The organism is Microtetraspora sp. NBRC 16547, assembly GCF_030268965.1.
In the GTDB taxonomy this organism is placed as follows: Bacteria; Actinomycetota; Actinomycetes; order Streptosporangiales; family Streptosporangiaceae; genus Microtetraspora.
Genome location: NZ_BSSE01000003.1, coordinates 351,300 through 368,480 on the forward strand (window position 1 = coordinate 351,300; position 17,181 = coordinate 368,480).

Annotated in this window: 10 protein-coding genes and 1 pseudogene; 7 read left to right on the plus strand and 4 right to left on the minus strand. The window is 70.6% G+C overall.

From position 1 onward, the window contains the following. Window positions 1-27: 27 nt before the first annotated feature. Window positions 28-3,186 carry an isoleucine--tRNA ligase gene (gene ileS, locus QSK17_RS06925; RefSeq protein WP_285703605.1) on the minus strand — a complete coding sequence of 1,053 codons (3,159 nt, stop codon included), beginning with the start codon at window positions 3,184-3,186 and terminating at the stop codon, window positions 28-30. A gap of 298 nt (window positions 3,187-3,484) precedes the next feature. Here ileS and QSK17_RS06930 point away from each other — a divergent pair, with 298 nt between their 5' ends. The 4 genes from QSK17_RS06930 (at window position 3,485) to QSK17_RS06945 (ending at window position 5,806) form a co-directional block, all read left to right on the plus strand. After that, window positions 3,485-3,754, plus strand: a complete 270-nt coding sequence (locus tag QSK17_RS06930; RefSeq protein ID WP_285703606.1) for a DUF167 domain-containing protein — start codon at window positions 3,485-3,487, stop codon at window positions 3,752-3,754. 186 nt (window positions 3,755-3,940) lie between these two features. Continuing rightward, on the plus strand, window positions 3,941-4,336 hold the full coding sequence (locus tag QSK17_RS06935) for a TraR/DksA family transcriptional regulator (RefSeq protein WP_285703607.1): 396 nt from the start codon (window positions 3,941-3,943) through the stop codon (window positions 4,334-4,336). After that, window positions 4,300-4,884 (plus strand): signal peptidase II, encoded by a 585-nt coding sequence (gene lspA / locus QSK17_RS06940; RefSeq protein WP_285703608.1) that lies wholly within the window; start codon window positions 4,300-4,302, stop codon window positions 4,882-4,884. The genes QSK17_RS06935 and lspA overlap by 37 nt, the downstream gene beginning before the upstream one ends. Continuing rightward, the gene (locus tag QSK17_RS06945) at window positions 4,877-5,806 is read left to right on the plus strand and encodes an RluA family pseudouridine synthase (protein ID WP_285703609.1); all 930 of its coding nucleotides are present in this window, start codon (window positions 4,877-4,879) and stop codon (window positions 5,804-5,806) included. The genes lspA and QSK17_RS06945 overlap by 8 nt, the downstream gene beginning before the upstream one ends. On the opposite strand, the gene QSK17_RS06950 is transcribed toward QSK17_RS06945, so the two are convergent. Further along, window positions 5,803-7,230 carry a pyridoxal phosphate-dependent decarboxylase family protein gene (locus tag QSK17_RS06950; RefSeq protein ID WP_285703610.1) on the minus strand — a complete coding sequence of 476 codons (1,428 nt, stop codon included), beginning with the start codon at window positions 7,228-7,230 and terminating at the stop codon, window positions 5,803-5,805. The genes QSK17_RS06945 and QSK17_RS06950 overlap by 4 nt on opposite strands. Window positions 7,231-7,273: 43 nt before the next feature. Next, on the minus strand, window positions 7,274-9,019 hold the full coding sequence (locus QSK17_RS06955) for a serine/threonine-protein kinase (RefSeq protein WP_285703611.1): 1,746 nt from the start codon (window positions 9,017-9,019) through the stop codon (window positions 7,274-7,276). Window positions 9,020-9,437: 418 nt separating this feature from the next. Between QSK17_RS06955 and QSK17_RS06960 the strand changes: the two genes are divergently transcribed. Then, window positions 9,438-12,257, plus strand: coding sequence for a M14 family zinc carboxypeptidase (locus tag QSK17_RS06960; RefSeq protein WP_285703613.1), 2,820 nt, complete (start codon window positions 9,438-9,440; stop codon window positions 12,255-12,257). A gap of 139 nt (window positions 12,258-12,396) precedes the next feature. Then, complete coding sequence (locus QSK17_RS06965) at window positions 12,397-13,818, plus strand: M1 family metallopeptidase (protein ID WP_285703614.1); 1,422 nt, start codon at window positions 12,397-12,399, stop codon at window positions 13,816-13,818. 87 nt (window positions 13,819-13,905) lie between these two features. On the opposite strand, the gene QSK17_RS06970 is transcribed toward QSK17_RS06965, so the two are convergent. Continuing rightward, on the minus strand, window positions 13,906-16,221 hold the full coding sequence (locus tag QSK17_RS06970; protein WP_285703615.1) for a serine/threonine-protein kinase: 2,316 nt from the start codon (window positions 16,219-16,221) through the stop codon (window positions 13,906-13,908). A 287-nt stretch (window positions 16,222-16,508) separates the two neighbouring features. Here QSK17_RS06970 and QSK17_RS06975 point away from each other — a divergent pair. Next, window positions 16,509-17,072, plus strand: a pseudogene (locus QSK17_RS06975) (hypothetical protein); the annotation flags it as partial. Window positions 17,073-17,181 lie beyond the last annotated feature (109 nt).

Below are 17,181 nucleotides of genomic sequence, written 5' to 3' on the forward strand. Positions count from 1 at the left end.
CGGCCGTACGACGAGAGGGACACGGCGCTAGGCGCGGCGGAGCTGGAAGACCAGCCCGAGGTCGGCGTCCTCGTGCCGCGGCAGGCCGTCCTCGGAGCCTTCGGTGAACTCGGAGGCGAGGACCTCCTCGGCGATGAGTCGGCCCCCGGCCCGGAGAGCCTCGGCCAGTTCGTCGCCGTCTGCCGACCACCACAGCTCGATCCGGTCGGTGATCGCCAGGCCGGTGGACTTCCGTGCGTCCTGGACGAGACGGATGACCTCGCGGACCAGGCCCGCGCGGCGCAGCTCGTCGGTGATCTCCAGGTCGAGCGCGACGGTCTCGCCGGTGCCGGTGTCCACCGCCCCGGTCTCCACGGCCCAGCCCGATCGCGGCTGCTCGGTGACGATCACGTCGTCCGGCCCGAGGTCGACCGTGCCCAGCTCACCGGCCTCGACGGTGGCGGCCGTACCGGACCTGAGGGCCTGGGCGAGCGCCGCTGGATCGGCGGCGCCGACGGCGGCGGCGACCAGCTTGGTCTGGGAGCCGAACCGCTTGCCCAGGGACCGGAAGTTCGGCTTGACGGTGAACGTCACCAGGTCGGCCGAGAAACCGGACATGTCCTGGAGCGACTGCACGTTCAGCTCGTCGGCGATCAGCTCGCGCAGCTCGCTGGGCAGCGCGGCCCAGCCGGGAGCCCCGATGAGCGCACGGCCCAGCGGCTGGCGGGTCTTGACCGAGGAGGAGGCACGGGCCGAACGGCCGAGCTCCACGAGACGGCGGACCAGCGCCATCTGGTCGGAGAGCGCCGGGTTCAGCGCCGCCTCGTCGACCGTGGGCCACGCCGCCAGGTGCACCGACTGGGGAGCGTCGACCCCGCGGAGCACGTCCCACACGTAATCCGTGAGGAAGGGCACGATGGGCGCCATCAGCCGCGTCACGGTCTCCAAGCACTCGTAGAGCGTGGCGAACGCGGCGGCCTCGCCGGACCAGAACCTGCGGCGGGAGCGCCGCACGTACCAGTTCGACAGATCGTCGAGGAACTCCGTCAGCCGACGACCGGCCCTCGCGGTGTCGAACTCGTCGAGCGACGCGGTCACCTCGGCGACCGTCCGGTGCAGCTCGGCCAGCGCCCACCTGTCGATCAGCGGGCGCTCGGCGCTGGGCGGAGCCTCCGCCAGCATGGACGGCGACCACGACTCGGCGTTGGCGTACAGCGTGAAGAACGACGTGGTGTTCCAGTAGGTCAGCAGGACCTTCCGGATGATCTCCTCCAGCGCGGCGTGGCCGATCCGGCGGGGCGCCCAGGGCGAGCCGGAGGTGGTCATGTACCAGCGGAGAGAGTCGGCGCCGTGCTGGTCCATGAGCGGCATTGGCTGGAGCACGTTGCCCAGGTGCTTGCTCATCTTGCGGCCGTCCTCGGCGAGGATCAGGCCGAGACACAGGACGTTCTCGTAGGAGGAGCGGCCGAAGACGAGCGTGCCCACCGCCATCATCGAGTAGAACCAGCCGCGGGTCTGGTCGATGGCCTCGCAGATGAACTGTCCGGGGTAGGACTGCTCGAAGATCTCCTTGCCGACGTGCGGCGCGCCCCACTGCGCGAACGGCATGGCGCCGGAGTCGTACCAGACGTCGATGACATCGGGGACGCGCCTCGCCTCGGCACCGCATTCGCGGCAGGGGAAGGCGATGTCGTCCACGTAGGGGCGGTGCGGGTCGAGCGCGGACAGGTCCTGCCCGGCCAGCTCGCCGAGCTCCTTGAGCGATCCGACGCACGTGACGTGCGAGTCGTCCGCGGAGCAGACCCACAGCGGCAGCGGCGTGCCCCAGTAACGGGACCGCGACAGCGCCCAGTCCACGTTGCCCCGCAGCCACTCGCCGTACCGGCCGTTCTTGATCGTGCCGGGGAACCAGTTGGTCCGCTCGTTCTCGGCGAGCAGCTCGTCCTTGATCGCGGTCGTCCGGATGTACCAGGACGGAAGCGCGTAGTACAGCAGTGCCGTGTGGCAGCGCCAGCAGTGCGGGTAGCTGTGCTCGAAGTGGGTGCCCCGGAACAGCAGGCCGCGCTCGCGGAGGCTGTCCGTCAGCGGCTCGTCGGCGTCCTTGAAGAACATTCCGCGGACAAGCGGGACATCTGCCAGGAAACGCCCGTCAGGGCCGATAGGGTTGACGACCGGCATGCCGTACCGCTTGCAGACGGCCATGTCGTCGGCGCCGAAGGCGGGCGCCTGGTGGACCAGGCCGGTGCCGTCCTCGACCGTGACATAGTCGCCCAGGACGACGTAGTGCGCGCCGGGGATCTCGACCAGGTCGAACGGCCGGCGGTAGGACGTCCGCTCCAGGTCCTTGCCGCTGAACGTGGCGAGCACCTCGGCGTGCTCGCCGAGAACCTGCGCCAGCAGCGGCTCGGCGACCACGAGCACCTCGCCGCCCGTACGCGCCGCGACGTAGGTCACGTCGGGGTGCACGGCCACGGCCGTGTTGGACACCAGCGTCCACGGCGTGGTGGTCCAGATCAGCAGCGCGGCGCCCAGGTCGGCCAGCGGGCCGGACGTCGCGGGCATCCGCACGTAGACGGAGGGGCTGGAGACGGTCTCGTACCCGCCCGGCTGGCCGAGCTCGTGGTCGGACAGCCCGGTGCCGCAGCGCGGGCAGTACGGCGTGATGCGGAAGTCGCGGAACAGCAGGTCCTTGTCCCAGATGGTCTTCAGCGACCACCAGACGGCCTCGACGTACTGCGGATCCATCGTCCGGTAGGCCTGGGACATGTCGACCCAGTAGCCCATCCGCTCGGTCATCTCCTCGAACGCGTCCACGTGCCGCAGGACGGACTCGCGGCACTTCGCGTTGAACTCGGCGATGCCGTACGCCTCGATCTGGGGCTTGCCGGAGAGGCCGAGCTCCTTCTCGACGGCGACCTCGACGGGCAGGCCGTGGCAGTCCCAGCCGGCCTTGCGCGGGACGTGGTAGCCCCGCATCGACTTGTATCGGGGGAAGACGTCCTTGAAGACCCGCGCCTCGATGTGGTGGACGCCGGGCATGCCGTTCGCCGTGGGCGGGCCCTCGAAGAACACCCAGGACGGGCCGTCGGCGTTCTGCTCGAGGGAGCGTTCGAAGACCTTCCCGTCCCGCCAGCGTTCGAGGACATCGCGTTCGACGGCGGGCAGGTCCACCTGCGCGGGAAGAGAGCGGAAATAATGGGAAGACATCGTCGGGCGGGACCTCCACGCGTGGTTGACATTGCGTGAAGGGACGAAGCCGGACGGCTCCGCGGTACCACCCTTCTTGACCCGCCCCCTGGGCGAGCCCTCTCATTCGTCTTGCGGCCGGGTCTACTCGGCTGTGCGCCTTTCTTCCGGCGGCTCCGGGGTGATCTTCGCTCCGTGACTCGCCCCGGGCTCGCACCGTCCCCGGGTCGCTCCTGCGAGTGGGAACGGAGCTACTCGTCCCCATCAGCGCCTTGCAAACTAAAACGATAACGCAGAGACACGATGGGAGCTTCCCGAAATGCGGCTGGCGATCAGGGTGAAGCCGGGTTCATCCCGTGAGGGTGTGGGCGGAACATACGGAGACACCGCGATTGTTGTCAGGGTGTGCGCCCGAGCGGTGGACGGGAAAGCGACGGAGGCGGCCCTGAGGGCCGTCGCCTCCGCTTTCCGGGTGCCGAGGGGCGCGGTGCGGCTTGTCTCGGGTACGACAAGTCGCGACAAGGTCGTGGACATCGAGGGGAACGATGAGGAGATCGCGGAGCGCGCCGCTCGCCTGCGGGCCGGGTGAGCCGTCCGCGTACGGGTGGAATTCGCTCGCCGGACGGATGTCCCGTTCGCCGCGGGAACGGGGGCATCGTTCGCTTATGGGGCAGGTAAAATGCCCGGCGCGTCGTTTGCCGAGCCGTTTTGTGCAACCTAAGCTGCCCGGACTGCTCATGTGTTTGATCACTGCGCCTTACAACGGGAGGCCCTCATGACGACGCGTGCGGCGAGACCCGCCACCAGCGACGAGACCTGGTCCAAAGCCGAACTCGCCGACGTGCGGGAGCGGCTAGGGCGCGAGACCGAAGAGCTCGTCGCCGACATCTCACGGGCCGAGGAGCAGCTCGCGTCAGGAGACGTGAGCGAGGGCGCCGGCGATGATCCGGCGGACGCCGGCGCGAAGACGTATGAGCGTGAGCGTGAGATCGCCCTTACCCTGAATGCGCGCGACCTGCTCGCGCAGAACGAGCGGGCGATCGCCCGCATCGCCGCAGGGACTTACGGAGTGTGCGAATCGTGCCACAAGCCGATCGGCAAGGAGCGTCTTCAGGCGTTCCCGAGGGCGACGCTGTGCGTAGCGTGCAAGCAGCGGGAGGAGCGCCGCTGAGCGACCAGACCGACGCGAGGATCGCCGACGGCCCCGTCCGCACGCGGAGGATCGCCATCCTCGGCGTCGTGGCGGTCCTCGCGTACGTTCTCGACCTGGTGAGCAAGACCCTCGTGGTGGTCTTCCTGGAGCACAAGCCTCCAGTGGAGGTCATCCCCGAGGTGCTGCTGCTGAACGTGATCCGCAACTCCGGAGCCGCGTTCAGCATCGGCACCGGGATGACGATCGTCTTCACGGTGATCGCGTTCGGTGTCGTCATCGCCATCCTTCGCACGGCACGGCAGCTCCGCAGCCTGCCGTGGGCGATCACTCTCGGACTGTTGCTGGGGGGCGCGCTCGGCAACCTGACCGACCGGGTCTTCCGCGCGCCGGCCCCGCTGCAGGGACACGTGGTCGACTTCCTCCAGGTCTTCCCCGCGACCGGCTTCCCGGTGTTCAACGTGGCCGACTCGGCGATCGTGTGCGGCGGTATCCTCGCCGTCTTCCTCGCCTGGCGCGGCTACCAGATTGACGGTACGCGGGACACGGGGGAGGCGTCCGATGGGTGAGCAGCGCAGCCTGCCGGTGCCGGAGGGACTCGAGGGCGAACGCCTGGACGCCGCCCTGGCCCGGCTGTTCGGCTTCTCCCGCACCCGGGCCGCCGAGCTGATCGCCACCGGTGACGTGCTCGTCGACGGCTCGATCGCCGCCAAGTCGGACCGTGTACACGCGGGTGCCTGGCTCGACGTGACCATCCCGCCACCGCCGTCCGCGCCGATGCCCGTCGCGGAGCCGGTGCCGGGCATGACGATCCTCTACGAGGACGACGACATCGTGGTGGTGGACAAGCCCATCGGAGTGGCCGCCCACCCCACGGTCGGCTGGACCGGGCCCACCGTGATCGGCGGGCTGCTGGGGGCCGGGCACACGGTCGCGACCAGCGGCGCCGCCGAACGCCAGGGCATCGTCCACCGGCTCGACGCCAACACCACTGGCGTGATGGTCGTCGCCAAGAGCGAGTTCGCCTACTCCCACCTCAAGCGGGCGTTCAAGGAACGCACCGTCGACAAGCGCTACCACGCCCTGGTGCAGGGCCACATGGACCCCCTGCGCGGCACCGTGGACGCGCCCATCGACCGCCATCCGTCCGGTGACGGCCGGTTCGCTGTCGTGGCGGGCGGCAAGGAGTCGGTCACCCATTACGACACCGTGGAGGCGTTCCGCGCGGCGTCGCTGCTCGACATCAAGCTGGAGACCGGCAGGACGCACCAGATCAGGGTGCACATGTCCGCGCTACGGCACCCCTGCGTGGGCGACCTCATGTACGGCGCCGACCCCACGCTGGCCGCCCGTCTCGGCGTAAACCGGCAGTGGCTGCACGCGGTCTCGCTGGCCTTCGAACACCCCGCGTCAGGGGAGTGGGTCTCCTTCACCAGCCCCTATCCCGAAGACCTGGCCCGCGCCTTGGAGATCGTCAGCGACGAGAGCTAGGTCGTGCGGCGGGCGGCGATCTCCCGGACGACCGAGACCAGCAGATCGATGTCGGCCTCTGTGGTTCGCCAGTTGAGGATGGCGGGGCGCAGTGCGGTCATCCCTCGGTAGGTGGTGGTCCCGGCGTAGACGCGGCCGTCGGCGAGCAACTCCTCGCCGATCCACGCGTTCAGCGCGTTCACCTCCTCCTCGGGCACGCCGGGCGGGCGATAGCGGAAGCAGACCACGCAGAGCCGTACCGGAGCGAGCAACTCCAGGTCGGGAGCGTTCTCGACGATGCCGCCCAGCCGCAGGGCCAGCTCGTGGTGGCGCTCGACCATCTCTCTGTGGCCCTGCCTGCCGTACGCCCGCAGGGTCGCCCAGATGGGCAGGGCCCGGGCCCGCCGTGAGGACTCCGGGCCCAGGCAGTTGTAGTTGAGATGCGGGTCGTCCCCGGCGGGGAGGTAGGCCGCGCCCCACGGGCCGAAGGTCCGGCCCATGAGTCCCTGGTCGTGGACGAACGCGAATCCGCTCTCGTAGGGGACGTTGAGCCACTTGTGCCCGTCCGCGGTCACCGAGTGCGCCCGTTCCACCCCCTCGACCAGGTGCGAGAGCCGGGGGGAGGCCGCCGCGAACAGCCCGAAGGCCCCGTCCACGTGCAGCCAGGCACCGTGCCGTTCGGCCAGGTCCGCCAGGTCGCCGATGGGGTCGAAGTCGCCGGTGTTCACCTCGCCCGCGTTACCGACGATCACCGCCGGGCCGTCGATGCGTTCGAGCTCCCGCTCCATGGCCTCGAGATCGACCCGCCCGGCGTCGTCCCTGGCGAAGATCCGGGCGCTGTCCCGGCCGCAGCCGAGGGTAAGCAGCGCCTTGCGGCTGCTCGGGTGGAGGTAGCCTCCGGCCAGCACGGGCATCCGCGGCAGCCCGGCGAGCCCGTCGGCCGCCACGTCGCGGCCGTGACGTTCGCCCCACCACTGCCGCGCGCACGCCAGCCCGGTGAGGTTGGCGAAGGTCGCGCTCGGGGTCAGCACGCCGCCGTAGGACGGGGGGAGTCCGAACAGGTCTTTCAGCCACCGCAGCGCGACGGTTTCCGCCCGGGCGGCGAACGGTGAGGTCAGCCAGAGCCCGGCGGCCTGGTCCAGGAGCGAGGTCACCCAGTCGCCCGCCTGGGCCGCCGGTGTCGAGCCGCCGACGATGAAGTGGAAGAAACGCGGCCCCGAGGAGTGGGTCGCCGCCTCGGTGCCGACGCGCAGCAGCAGTTCGACGCTGCTGAGGGTGCCCTCGCCGTGCTCCGGGAGCGAGCCGTCGAGCAGGTCGAGGAGGACGTCGGCGCGGTGGTCGTGAACGGGACGGTCGCCGAGCGAGTCGAGATAGGGTCCGACGGCCTTGGCCACCATGTCCAGCGCCGCGGTGGCCTGGTCGCGTTCGTGCAAAGGATCGCTCATGCTCCACAATGGACACGCCCGGCCGGGTATCGCCAGCGAGGCGTCACTGGGTGGACCGGAACGTCTTGGCGAACCAGGCGAAGTAGGACTGGCCTTCCTGGGCCCATCGGCTGTCGGAGGTCTGCCAGTAGATCGCCACATCTCGCCTGTCGGAGGTGAGGAAGGAGCGGTCGAGAACGTGCATCACGCCCTGTTGCGACTGCCAGGTGAACTCCCAGTCGGCGGCGGGGAGTCTCTGGAAGACCACCGACTGCAGCGAGGTCCTCTCGTAACCGGGGAAGGCGCTCTGGGTCTTGGGGTTCTCCGACAACTGCTGCAAGTGGAGCATCGGGTCCTGGTCGGTGTCGACCCACCGGGTGAAGTCGACCATCAGGTACGTGCTTTTGGACCCGGGCGGACGGAACCGCACCCAGGCCGCGTCTCGCTCCTCCGTCCAGCTCTGGGGGACCGCGATGGAGAAGCCCAGCCTGTCGTGGCGCATCGCCCAGCCGCGCGGCAGCCTGCCGCCGGACGACGGCGAGGCCGTCGGCGTGTGCGACCCGTTGCCGGTCGTCGGGGTCGCGGACGGGGATGGTGACGACCCGTTGCCGGCATCCCCCACGAGGGCCTGATAGCCGTACCAGCCGCCGACTCCGGTGACGACGAGCAGCACAGGGAGGAGGATGAGCAGGACCACCCGGGCTGTGGACGCGCTTTTCTCGGGTCTCTGAGGCGCGGGCCGCTGGGACGACGGAAGGGCGGTCGCCGTGTCGTTCCAGGGGGGAACGACGGTGCCCGTCCCCTGAACGCCGCTGGAACCGGCCATCCCGTGGGACCCGTGAGCACCGGATCCGGGGAGGTCGAGGGCATGGGCGCCCGTCGAGGGAGGAGCCGCGGATCCCCCGGGGCCTGAAGAGGCTCCGGCTCCGGGAGAGGCCGCGGCCGGCGGGAACGGCTCGGGCCGGTGTACGGCGTGGCGGTCGCGGGTGGCCCCGGGCGTGCCGGACGCCGCCGCGCGGAGCAGCTCGGCGGCTTCGACGGCGTCGATGCGCCGCCCGGGATCCTTGTCGAGCAGCCCTTCGATGACGGGCGCGAGCGGACCGGCGCGCCGGACCGGGTCGGGCTCGTTGTGCAGCACGGCCGCCATGGTGGCGATCGGCGAGGTCCGGTCGAAGGGCGCCCTGCCCTCCACGGCGGCGTAGATGGTCGCGCCGAGCGACCACAGGTCGGACTCGGGGGTCGCGGGATCGCCGTTGAGCCGCTCCGGAGGCAGGTACGCCGGGGTGCCGGTGACGACGCCGGTCATGGTGAGCCCGGCCTCCTCCGGCATGGTCGCGATGCCGAAGTCCGTGAGAACGACCCGGCCGTCGTCGGCGAGCAGCACGTTCTCCGGCTTGACGTCGCGGTGCAGTACGCCCTCGGCGTGTGCGGTGCACAGGGCGTCGAGCACCTGGAGGCCGATGGACGCGACGCGCTCGGGAACGAGCGGGCCGTGCTCGCGGATCACCTGGCCGAGGGAGCGGGATCGGACGAGCTGCATGATGATCCAGGGGCGGCCGTCCTCCTCGATCACGTCGTGGACGACGATGACATTGGGGTGGGAGATGCGGCCGGCGGCTCGTGCCTCGCGGATGGTCCGGCGGTTGAACGCCGCCCGGTCCTCCTCGCTCATCGGCTGGTAGAGGACCTCCTTGACCGCCACCGCGCGATCGAGCAGCTCATCGTGAGCACGCCAGACGACCCCCATGCCGCCGCGGCCTATGGGTTCGAGTAGGTGGTACCTGCCCGCCACACGATGCCCCGCCTCCACCAGGCTCCCTCCTCAAAACCTCTGAATCGTCCCACAGCTCACGAGCGCCCCAGCAGTCGGAAGATCGAGGGAACCGGCGGAGGAGCGAGCGGGGCCGACCGGCGGATTCCGGGCCGTGGAGGAGCCGGCGGGGCCGCCTCCGTTTGCGGAGGGGGCGGCACCTCGGATCAGCCCAGATCCGTGCTCTGGACCGCTCCAGCGCGTGAGCTCGTCCGCGTCCCGGTGCGGGGCTTCACGGGCGCGATGACCACGCGTCCATACATTCGGACATCCCGAATTTCAAGTTTTGTTATCTCTTGCCCGCTTTATTCCGAACTTATACGATCCGCAGCAACTTTCACTTTCGTCGCATCGATTCCTGCCAGGACGCCATCGCCGGCAAAACGATCCCTCTTACCCCCCCCAGGAGGCAAAGATCATGCGGCCACGCACGACGACGTGCAGAAGATCTCCGTACGGAAAGATCGCGGGAGTGGCGGCGCTCGCGCTGACCGCCCTCGTGGCGCCGCTCGGCCCGCCCGCGTACGCGGACCCGGGCAACGGGCAATGCGTATCCGACCCGAACGCCCACGCGGCCTCCGTGCCGAGCCCCGACCAGTTCTTCGGCTTCCCCCTCGGCAAGGGCCAGCCCCGGACGCTCACGACCGACGAGATCGGGAAGTACGTCAAGGCCGTGGGAGACGCGTCGGACCGCGTCGTCACCGGCACGATCGCCCACAGCGTCTCCGGCCAGGAGCTGCCGTACGCCATCGTGTCCAACAGCCACCACATGGTGCCGGGGCAGCTCAACAAGATCGCCGCGCAGATCCGGTCGTTGCGCGACCCGAGGTCCCTGCGCCCGGACAAGGCGGCGCGCCTCGCCGACGACTCGCCCGCCATCGTGTGGGTGGCCGGCAACGTCCACGGCGGTGAGAAGAGCGGGGCCGACGCCGCGCTCAAGACGCTGTACGAGCTGGCCGACGGGCTCTCCTGCGACGTCGCGACGCGCAACGAGAACCTGATCACCGTCATCGTGCCGACCCAGAACCCGGACGGCCGGGACGCGAACCGCCGCCAGAACGACTACGGCTTCGACCTCAACCGGGACTGGTTCGCCCGCACCCAGCCGGAGACCGGCGGCAAGATCGAGATGCTGCGGGAGTACCCGCCGCAGGTCTTCGTCGACGCCCACGAGATGGGCGGGCGGCAGTACTTCTTCCCGCCGAACGCCGACCCGATCCACCACGAGATCGCGGCCCAGCCGGTGGACTGGATCAACCGCATCGGCGCGGCCAACGCGGCGGGCTTCGGCTACAACGGCGCCTGCGGCGGCGCGGTCACCGTGGAGTGCTACTTCAACTACGCGACGTACGACATGTTCTACATGGGGTACGGCGACACCGTGCCCGCCACCGGCTTCGGCGCCGCGGGCATGACCTTCGAGAAGGGCAGCTCGTCGGCCGTCGAGGACCGCGTGCAGCAGCAGTTCAACACGCAGTGGGCCACCATCGGCTGGGCCTCCGACAACAAGCGCGAGATCCTCGACGGTTACTACAAGATCTGGCAGACCGCGATCGAGCAGGGTGCCGCGGGCACGCTGGAGCCGAACGAGGTCGTGCAGCCCACCAACACCGTTCAGTTCCCGGTCCCTGACGTCAAGGTCCGGTCGTACTTCCTGCTGCCGGACCGGCAGATCGGCGACGTCCGCAGGCTGGTCGAACGGCTGCGCGACATGGACGTGGAGGTCTACCGCCTCAAGCAGTCGGTCACCGTGCCGAACGCTGACGTCTTCGGCGGCCGCACGGTCAAGAACCTGTCCGTACCGGCCGGGGCGTACTGGATCCCGATGGACCAGCCGCAGAAGCACTGGATCCAGGCGCTGATCGCGCAGGACCCGTACGTTCCGTTCCCGTACTTCTATGACGTGTCGTCCTGGAGCAACCCGCTGCTGATGGGCGTCGCGACCGTCTCCACCGGCGACGCGCTGTCGCCGAAGGCCGACGCGGTGAAGGGCATGGACGGCGGCGTCGTATCGGCCGCCCCGGCGAACGGCTCCTACTCCTACCCGATGGACTCGGCCGCCGCCTCCGAGCTCACGTTCCGCCTTCTCGGCCAGGGCACGGCGCTCTCGCGCGACCTCGCCACCGGCGTGGTCAGCCTGCCCGCCCGCGCGGTGAACCGGGGCGACCTCGACAAGCTCGCCCGCTCGTACGGCGTGGCGGTCGAGGGCCGGGCGGGGGACGCCTCCGGGACGCCGCTGCGCGTCCCCGACGTCGGCCTGTTCGCCGGCACGGGCGTCTCCACCACCTCCGGCTCGTACGGCGAGGCGCGCTACGTCCTCGGCGAGCGTTGGGGCCTCGACGTCAAGGCGGTCACGACCGCGGACGTCAACGGCAACACCCCGGCGTTCACCGAGCGCAGCGTCCTGCTGGTGCCGGATGGCAGCAGCGCGAACGGCGGCCTGACCGCCCAGGGCCTGGCGAACCTCAAGGCGTGGGTGGCCGCGGGCGGGACGTACGTCGGGTTGCGCAACGAGGGCACCCGGGTCGCCAGGACGGCGGGGCTGACCTCCACCACCGAGAAGACCAAGCCGACGGGATACCAGGTCATCGGCTCGCACTTCCGGGTGAACGTGGACACCACGAGTCAGGTCGCCCTCGGCCGCCCGGTGGAGGACTTCCAGTTCAACAACGGCGACCCGATCCTGAACCCGAGCGTCACCGGCGCGAACGTCCTCACCTACCCGTCCGACAGCGCGTTCTGGTCCAACGGCTACACCACCAATGCCGACGCGCTGAAGGGCTCGGTCGCGCTGGTGGACGAGCCCACCGGCGCCGGGCACGCCGTGCTGTTCGCCTACAACCCGCTGTTCCGCGCGTACAACGAGAACGGCATCCACCTGGTCGCCAACGCGCTGCTCCTTCCCTCCTCGAAGACCGGGGCCGCGCGGACGCTCGCGGCGACGCCGGCCGGCAAGGTGGAGGCGCTGCGCGCGGACGCGGCCAAGGCGGCCCCGGCGGACGACCTCGCCGGGGAATGGCGGCCCATCGTCATCCAGGTCGCCGACGCCGACGCGGGCCGGGCCGAGGCCGTGGTCCGGACGTACACCGACACCGCGCGGACGGCCTCCGCGGACGGGTCGTCGTACATCACGATCCCGAACCCGGAGGGGCTTGCGGCAGACGAGCACCCCTTCCTGCGCGACATGGTCCACGACCTGAACGGGGCGGGCATCCCGCTGCGCTCCGTCGTCGGCTAGCTCCCGTCCTCGGGCCGGGATCCCGGCCCGAGGACCGATCACCCTCTCCCGGATCAGGACCGTCCTGATCCCGTATCCCCGAGTACGCGCGGTTCCGGCCGGTCCCCCCAACGGCCGGAACCGCCTGGAAGGACCCTCAATGCGAATCTCCCGTATCAGCGGCGCGGCCCTCGCCGTCGCGGCCGGCGCCCTGATCGGCGTCCCGGCGGCCCAGCCCGCGCTCGCCGCCCCCGGAGCTCCCGGCGCGCCCCGGTACTCGGCGGGCGCGGCGAGCGTCGGCGACCCGTACTTCCCCGACCAGGGCAACGGCGGCTTCGATGTGCAGCACTACGACATCGCCTTCTCGTACGACCCCGCGAGCCGGCACATGGACGCCACCACGACCATCACCGCGGTCGCGACGCAGGACATGGACCAGTTCAACCTGGACTTCCGCGGCCCGGAGATCACGGAACTCAAGGTGGACAAGCACCCGGCCGCGTTCACGCGGGACGGGCAGGAGCTCGCCGTGACACCGCGTCCGAAGCTCAAGTCCGGGCAGGTCTTCACGGTCACCGTGAAGTACGCGGGGACGCCGCCGGTCATCACCGACCCGGACGGCTCCCTCGAGGGCTGGGTGCCCACTGACGACGGCGCGTTCGTGGCCGGCGAGCCGCAGGGAGCCCCCGCGTGGTTCCCCGGCAGCGACCACCCGACGGACAAGGCGACCTTCACCTTCCACGTGACCGTGCCGGAGGGCGTCACGGCGGTGGGCAACGGTCAGCTCCTCTCGCAGGCGACCGAGGACGGCAAGACCACCTTCGTCTGGGACTCGACCGAGCCGATGGCGACCTACCTCGCCACGGTGACCATCGGGAACTTCACCGTCACCGAGTCGAAGACCCCGAGCGGGATCCCGATCTACACGGCGGTCGACCCGCGCCTGGTGGCCCAGTCGGCGAACACCGTCTCCAAGATCCCGGACATCATGGAGTACTTCTCCACGATCTTCGGGCCGTACCCGTTCGCCTCCACGGGGGCGATCATCGACCGGGCGCCGAACGTCGGGTACGCCCTGGAGACCCAGACCAAGCCGATCTTCTCCAGCTCCCCGAGCATCGGCACGATGGCGCACGAGCTCGCGCACCAGTGGTACGGCGACAGCGTGACGCCCACCCGCTGGTCGGACATCTGGCTCAACGAGGGCTTCGCGACGTACGCCACCTGGCTCTGGACGGAGCACACCGGCGGCGCCACGGCGCAGCAGACGTTCAACGGCAGCAGCAACTACGGGCGCGCGGCGACGTCGTCGTTCTGGCAGACCGTGCTGTCCGACCCCGGACCGGTGGACATGTTCGGCAGCGTGCCGTACAACCGCGGGGCGATGACGCTGCACGCGCTGCGCGGCAAGATCGGCGACACGGCCTTCTTCAAGCTGATCAAGGACTGGGCCGCCGAGCACCGGCACGGCAACGCGGACACGGCCGCGTTCATCCGTAGCGCGGAGAAGGCGTCGGGCATGGACCTGACCGCCTTCTTCGACGTGTGGGTCTTCCAGAAGGGCAAGCCCGCCTCCTGGTGAGAGCCTGTCCCGGCCGGCGGCGCCCTTCTCCTCCCTCAGGGCCCGCCGGCCGGGTCAGTGGACCGCCGGCCGGCGCGCGGCCGGCGGTCACTTCGCGGGCGTGAAGGTCGCCGTGAAGGTCTCGAAGTAGTGGTACTCCTTCTTCCAGCGGCTGTCCCGGGTGTGCCAGTAGATGGCGTAACCGTGGCGCTTGTCGGTGACGAAGCCGCGGTTGATGACGTGCGCCTTGCCGCTCCAGGTCCGCCAGGTGAACTCCCAGTCGGCGGCGTCCTGGAAGTAGTTCACCTTCCTGATGTCGATGAGGTCGTAGCCGCCGAATTTGTATCTGGCGGTCTTCTCCTGCTTCCTCCAGTCCTTCTCCGCGTCGCTTCCGGGCGTACTGGTCATGCCGATCTGCACGAACTGGCTGCGGTCGGAGCCCCGGAAGTACACGTTGCCGCTGTCCCGCCTGAATTCCTTCCAGCCCTTGGGCAGCGCGATCGAGAAGCCCGTCTTGTCCTTGTACCGACGCCAGCCCTTGGGGATCTCCGCGGGGCCCGAGGTGGAGGGGCTCGGTGAGGGCGAGGCGGTGGACGGTGCGGGACTCGCGGACGCCTTGGGAGTCGCGGAGCCCTTCCCCGGCGCGGCGGAGTTCTGCGCGGCGCCGTCGGCGGGGGTCTCCTTCGCGCCCTGCTGCAGGCCGATGTACCCGGCCACGGCCGCGACGATGAGGAGGGCGGGGACGATCACCAGGGCCGCTCGGAGCATCGGCACCGGGCGGGACCTCGCCGGCACGGCCGGCGTGTCGCCCCACGAGGCGCTCGGCTGGGTCGCCGCGTGGCCACCTGCCGCCTGCCCGAACTGCCCTGCCTGCCCGGCGGGTACGGCCTCCTCCTGCTCGGCGGAGAAGAACCGGGCCATCGGACCGTTGTCGGAGAGGTCGATGGAACCGCCCGGACGCCGCGCGGAGTAGGCGGTCGGGGCCTCGGAGATGGGCCGGGCGGCGTCCGGCTCGGGCCGTGCCGTCCCGGCGTCCGGCTCCGCCGCGCCCGATGAGCCGTGCTCGACGCCCCATTCCGGCGAGGCTGCCCCGCCGGCTGACGTCACGCTCGCGCTTCCGATGCCGGGCTTCCCGGTCCCGGACGTGCCGGTTCCGGACGTCTCCGTGCCGGACGTCCCGCTCGCGGTCGCGGGCTTGGCGGCGGTTCCCCTGACCTTCGTGGTCTCCGGTGCGGGCTTCGCGGCACCGGTTCCCGTCGGGACGGCGCCCGATCCCGGCGCCGAACCGGCGGGCTTCTCCGCCCCCGGCTGCGGGAGCTGCGGCAGCGGAAGCTCCGGCTCGGTGTCGCTGTCGCCGTCCACCGCCGTTTGGTTCGTAGACCCGGGAGTGGACCCGGGCTGCTCGTACGGCCGTCGCCGGGAGTCGGCGCCCGCCTGGGCTCCACCCGCGCCGTCCCAGGAGCGCTGACCCGTCTCGGGGATCGGGCGCGCGCCCTCTCCAGAATCGGCCGGCTCCTTGCGCGAGGCCGGCGTCCCCGGCGTCCCCGGCGCTCCCGGCGTGGAGGACGCCGCGCCCTTGGCCGCCGCGCCTCCCGGCTTGGGCCGTGCCGTACCGGTCATCGAACGCCGCAGGAGCTCGGCGGTCTCGTCATAGCTGGGCCGGTCCGCCGGCTCCTTCTCCAGGAGACGCTCGAGGACGACGCTCAGCTCCCCGGCGTGTACGGCGGGGGCGGGGGCCTCGTTGAGCACGGCGTGCATGGTCGCCATGGGCATGCCGCGATCATGGGGCGGCTTGCCCTCCACGGCGGCGTACAGGGTGGCGCCGAGCGACCACAGGTCGGACTCGCGCTGGGCCGGGTCGCCCCGCAGCCGCTCCGGGGCGATGAACGCGGGCGTGCCGATGAGCCCGGTCCTGGTCATGGTGTTGTCGGCCTCCAGGCGCGCGATGCCGAAGTCGGTCAGCACCACCCGCCCCTCGTCCGTGATCAGCACGTTCTCCGGCTTCACGTCACGGTGCAGGACACCCTGCGCGTGGGCGGCCTTCAGTGCGTCCAGGACCTGCAGCCCGATCTCGGTGGTCCGTTCGGGGGAGAGCGGGCCGTCCTCGCGGATGACCTGCCCGAGGGAACGGGAAGGGACGAGCTGCATGATGATCCAGGGCCGGTCGTCCTCCTCGATCACGTCATGGACGACGACGACGTTCGGATGGGTGAGTCGCCCGGCCGCACGCGCCTCGCGCATGGTCCGGCGGTTGAGCTCGTCGAGCTGGTCGCCCATCGCACTGTCGTAACGAACCTCCTTGACCGCAACGGTCCGATCGAGCAGCTCGTCGTGGGCTCGCCAGACGATTCCCATGCCACCTCGGCCAATGGGTTCGATCAGGTGGTACCGGCCGCCCACCAGCCGGCCTTCCGCGTGCGCCATCAAATCCCCTCCTGGACGCATAGATCGTCCCATGGATGACAAAGGGATCAACCCGGGCGATGGCACCACGTCCGCTATCTGAGACAGATCGTTCCGACCGGTGGAGCACGCCTGGTAGGGTCGATGCATGGCTCGGTATTTCACGTTTACGCAGCCGGTTCCGGGAGGGCCGGTCGCAGGCGCGTGATCTAGCGACCATCCGGAGCCGGCTGAGGCAGAGACGATCGTCTCTGCCTTTTTCGTTTTCAACGAGCCGGTCGAGGGGCCGGCCTAACCGAGGAGCCGACATGTCCCAGGCCGCCCAGCTCGCCGCCACGCCGCCCGATCCGGCCGCGGAGCCTGACGTCTCCGATGTCTCCGGTGTCTTCGATGCAGGCGGCCGCGCCGCCGTACGGATCGGGACCCTGACCGTGGGGGAGGGGCTGCCGGTCGCGGTGATCGGCGGTGACGACGCCCGATGGCTGAGCCTGCGCGCCCTACACGGCCGCCGGTCCGCGGCCGAGGCGGTCGCGGAGGCGCGCGCGGAGTGGTCCGGCCCGCTGCTCGTGGAGCCGTTCTCGGCCGAGGACCTCGACGCCGTCGCCGCGGGGGCGGACGGCGTTCTGGTGGGAGCGGCCTGGATGCAGGACTTCCAGTTGGTCCGCGCGGCCGCCAGGCTCGGCCTGCCGATCGTCGTGCAGCGCGGCCCGGCCGCCACGCTGGAAGAGTGGCTCGCGATCGCCGACTACTGCGTCGCCGAGGGCAACGACCGGGTGGTGCTCTGCGAGAACGGGAGCCGTACGCACGGCTCGGTCGCGGTGCTCGACATGGCGCTGATGCGCGCGGCGCGCGAGCGGTCGGGCCGGCCGGTCCTCGCCGACCTCGGCGGCGACGTCACGCTCGCCGCCGCCGCCGTCGCGGCCGGAGCGGACGGCCTGCTGCTCGCCCCGGACGCGCCCGCCGACGTGGTCGCCGCCGCCG

Bases quoted from the DNA above. Each gene is read 5' to 3' on its own strand.
- ileS (WP_285703605.1), bottom strand. From the start codon at position 3,186: ATGTCTTCCCATTATTTCCGCTCTCTTCCCGCGCAGGTGGACCTGCCC.
- QSK17_RS06930 (WP_285703606.1), top strand. From the start codon at position 3,485: ATGCGGCTGGCGATCAGGGTGAAGCCGGGTTCATCCCGTGAGGGTGTG.
- QSK17_RS06935 (WP_285703607.1), top strand. From the start codon at position 3,941: ATGACGACGCGTGCGGCGAGACCCGCCACCAGCGACGAGACCTGGTCC.
- QSK17_RS06945 (WP_285703609.1), top strand. From the start codon at position 4,877: ATGGGTGAGCAGCGCAGCCTGCCGGTGCCGGAGGGACTCGAGGGCGAA.
- QSK17_RS06950 (WP_285703610.1), bottom strand. From the start codon at position 7,230: ATGAGCGATCCTTTGCACGAACGCGACCAGGCCACCGCGGCGCTGGAC.
- QSK17_RS06960 (WP_285703613.1), top strand. From the start codon at position 9,438: ATGCGGCCACGCACGACGACGTGCAGAAGATCTCCGTACGGAAAGATC.
- QSK17_RS06965 (WP_285703614.1), top strand. From the start codon at position 12,397: ATGCGAATCTCCCGTATCAGCGGCGCGGCCCTCGCCGTCGCGGCCGGC.
- QSK17_RS06970 (WP_285703615.1), bottom strand. From the start codon at position 16,221: ATGGCGCACGCGGAAGGCCGGCTGGTGGGCGGCCGGTACCACCTGATC.